Origin of the sequence: Sphaerospermopsis reniformis (genome assembly GCF_005402885.1) — a bacterium.
Lineage (GTDB): Bacteria > Cyanobacteriota > Cyanobacteriia > Cyanobacteriales > Nostocaceae > Sphaerospermopsis > Sphaerospermopsis kisseleviana.
In genome coordinates this window covers 1-3,539 of the sequence record NZ_BJCE01000363.1, presented here as the reverse complement: position 1 = coordinate 3,539, position 3,539 = coordinate 1, and the positions used below count along the sequence as shown (strand labels likewise).

At 40.4% G+C, this 3,539-nt stretch carries 2 protein-coding genes; one reads left to right on the top strand and one right to left on the bottom strand.

Going from position 1 to position 3,539, the window contains the following annotated elements; all coding sequences use genetic code 11:
- Nucleotides 1-81: 81 nt before the first annotated feature.
- A complete protein-coding gene (locus FFR48_RS26320; RefSeq protein ID WP_137669391.1) occupies nucleotides 82-2,979 on the bottom strand; it encodes a DUF499 family protein in 2,898 nt (965 codons plus the stop codon).
- Here FFR48_RS26320 and FFR48_RS26315 point away from each other — a divergent pair.
- Complete coding sequence (locus FFR48_RS26315) at nucleotides 2,915-3,436, top strand: DUF8807 domain-containing protein (RefSeq protein WP_201277685.1); 522 nt, start codon at nucleotides 2,915-2,917, stop codon at nucleotides 3,434-3,436. The genes FFR48_RS26320 and FFR48_RS26315 overlap by 65 nt on opposite strands.
- Nucleotides 3,437-3,539 lie beyond the last annotated feature (103 nt).

The window sequence follows — 3,539 nt, the reverse complement described above, 5'->3', positions numbered from 1 at the left end:
TACCCCTAGCGCGTTTTGGGTACATATGTATATAATTGGTAATATTTTTCATCTTTGGTAGAACCACGGTATATTTTCCATTTACCGTTCTACCATTTTTCCGTTATATATTTCGGACAGGTCTACTAAACTTTGTTGACTCAGACTCACTGTAATATGTTCACTACTTTTTAATCCTAAATATCTTTGTTTGGCTTCGTCGTAACCATCAGCATAGGCAAAGTTTTCTGTTAACAGTAGTGCTGCTACTCCTTCCTGAACAGTATTAAGTAAAACCTGTGCATTTTTTAGCCTGGGTAAATAGAGATAATTTGTCAAATATTTCCATAAGGTTTTCACTTCAATATGATTGACATTTTGCCAAAGATAAGGATTCAGCACTAATTGATTTAATAAAAAAGGTGCAAATTTGGTAATCAAATATTCTTCATGTAAAGCTTTACGACTAGCACGCAAAATAAAAGAATCTTGTCCGGGTAATTTCAATTCTTCCCATGTAATTGGACTTTGGGGATCTGACTGACTAGGAACTAATAACCATTGATAGGTTTCTAAAATCGAATTATCAACTTTTGTATCTGTTTCCTCCTGTTTTTTATGAGCTTGTTTTTCTTGAAAGGTATCGAGATTTAAAATTTTCTCTTGTTTCTCTTTAACAATAGAATCCCATGCTAAAAATTGACTGACATTTTCAAATAAAGTATCGCACTTTGTCCGGTCAGCAGCAATAAATAATAACAGATTTTTACAATAACGGGGACTTGTTCCCTTACTATTTAATATATTACCCACAGTCTCATAAGCTAGACTATCTTTACTTTTACTGGTGTGGGGAAACTTAGGACTTAAAATTACTAATCTCACTCCCATATTTTCATCGTCGGGAATATCATTAGTAGTATTGGTGGTGAAAATGTGAATCCCCTCAAATTCACCCTTGTTTTTGTCTTTTTTGATACGTCTGATAATTTCTTCTATAATTCTATCCTGATCCTGGGCAATCTGATTTGCCCTTTCTTGCGCGGTTCTGATGACATTAGGCTGGGTGGATATCCAATATCTATTCCCATCACCAATGTATAAATAAGTTGCTTGATCTCCTAACCGGCGTAGTGCGTCCCCAAAGGTGGCGGCGCTTTCTCCGGGTTGGACACAGCCTAATTTTATACGTCTGTCTTCTAAACCTCGGTTAGCCGCTTGCAGGGTGGGGGCTGAACCCATATATATGGTACGGGTGACACGACGACAAGCTGAATAACGCCCCAGGTTGGGGTTTTGGGAATCGAGGATCACAGGCAGGGAGTTTGTCCCATCAACGTCTTTTTCAATCACTGGTAGCCAGGATTCTTCTAAGTATCTTGTTAATTCTGACTGCACAGATGGTTCAGAAATCGGTACATTTGCGGGAAGAATTATTAAACTGCGATCGCCTGACTGCCATAATCCATTAATTACCTGTGCCATTAATCGCAATACGCCTCTAGTGCATTGGAATTTATCTAAACTTGACCAATCACTATACAGTCGATCAAATAATTCAGGATGGATGGGATAAGCTTCTTTTAATCTGCGTTCATAGTCAGCTTCTCGACATTCTAAGGGAAATTCCTGAGATTGATGGCGATACATATCACTAAAAGCCCTTACCACAGCATCACGGGCTACAAATAAATTCGGATCTGTGATAGGTTGAAATAAACGCCGACGCACAATTTCAAAACTTTCTTCCGCTGAAGCAGGTCGCCAAGGAGACTCAACCCGACCAATGGCATTTTTCAGGCGATTTAATCCCTCCTTTCCCCTTTCTCCGCCAATTTCAATATTAGAAGCGGGAATACTTACCACTAATAACGTATTTTTGGCATTTTTCGCCGATTCGCTCAAAGTTTGGGCAAAGGTAAAATGAGTATCAAAGGTCCCACCGGGTAAATCCTTGCTATCATGTAATTGCCGGGCATAGGCTATCCATTCATCAATCAAAATTAAACAAGGTGAATAACGGTTAAATAACTGGGTAAGCACATCACCGGGATTAGTAGCAGTTTCGTCTGCTTGGCGGATCATCTCGTATCCTTCTTTACCGCCTAGTTGCCAAGCCAACTCACCCCAAAGAGTATTAATCACAATCCCGTCCTTTGTCTTGCGGGGTTGACCAGGGCTAATTTTATTACCTACTAAAACAGCAGTTTTCACATTTTCAGGAGGCTGGGAAACGCCAGCAGCAGTAAATACAGGCTCTAAGCCAGGTAAATCATCAGCAGAAACACCAAAACAAAGATGATACAAAGCTAACATAGCGTGAGTTTTTCCACCACCAAAGTTAGTTTGTAATTCAATTACCGGATCACCACCTTGACCAGAAAGGCGTTTTAAAGCATTAGTTAAAAGTTGTTGCAGACCCGTAGTTAAATAGGTACGGCGGAAAAATTCCGTAGGTAAGCGGTATTCATCAGAACCTTCATCTTGATAAACTTGCCAGAGATCCGCAGCAAATTCTGCTTGTTGATAACGCCCAGCAGCCACATCTGGATGGGGTGTGACAACTTCCCGCCAAGGTTTTAAACCGGCTTGGGGGTTGGTATCAATTGCGGAAATTGCTTTGCGGGTTTCTCGTTTTGCTTGTTCTTCAAACCGTAACCGCAGCAGTTCTTGTTTTTGTTTATCTACTGCGTCTGCTTCCGGTGCAGAAATAGCAGTTAATAAGCGGTTAATACTATCTAAAGCGCGGTAGGTGTCATCGGTGGAGAATGAGTCATTATGCGCCCAAGCGTTGCGAGTTGTCATTAACTCACCAATGAGGTTTCTTTCCGCATTACCTAATGTTTGTTTAAATACTTCATGCCACTGATTCCAGATCACTTTTAATAGTTCTGACACATCTTGAGTCAAAATTTTAGCAACAGGACGGCGCAGAGTGCGATCTTCTGAAACGAAGGGGGTAGCAGCAACCACCCAATTTTTACCGTGTTTTGCTTGCATTTCCCGTTCGACAAAGGGATATAAGCCAGCTAGTAATAAGTCTATTAATCAAATATTAGATGAATACTTAACAGAACAAGAAGGAGAATTTGATGCTGATACTCGTTGGGCGTTGACATGGTTTGAACAAAACCAATTTAATGAAGGGGAATATGGAGACGCAGAAACCTTATCCAAAGCCAGAAACACCAGCATACAAGGATTAGTCAACGGTGGTATACTTGCAGCCAAAAGCGGCAAAGTGCGACTATTGCAAAGACAAGAACTTTCCCCAGACTGGAACCCAGACACCGACACCCGCACATCCCATTGGGAAATTACCCAACATTTAATACACACCCTAGAAACCGCAGGGGAATTAAAAACCGCAGAGATGTTAGCGAAAATAGGCGAACAGGGAGAAATAGCGAGAGATTTAGCCTATCGTTTATATAATAGACCTGTCCGAAATATATAACGGAAAAATGGTAGAACGGTAAATGGAAAATATACCGTGGTTCTACCAAAGATGAAAAATATTACCAATTATATACATATGTACCCAAAACGCGCTAGGGGTA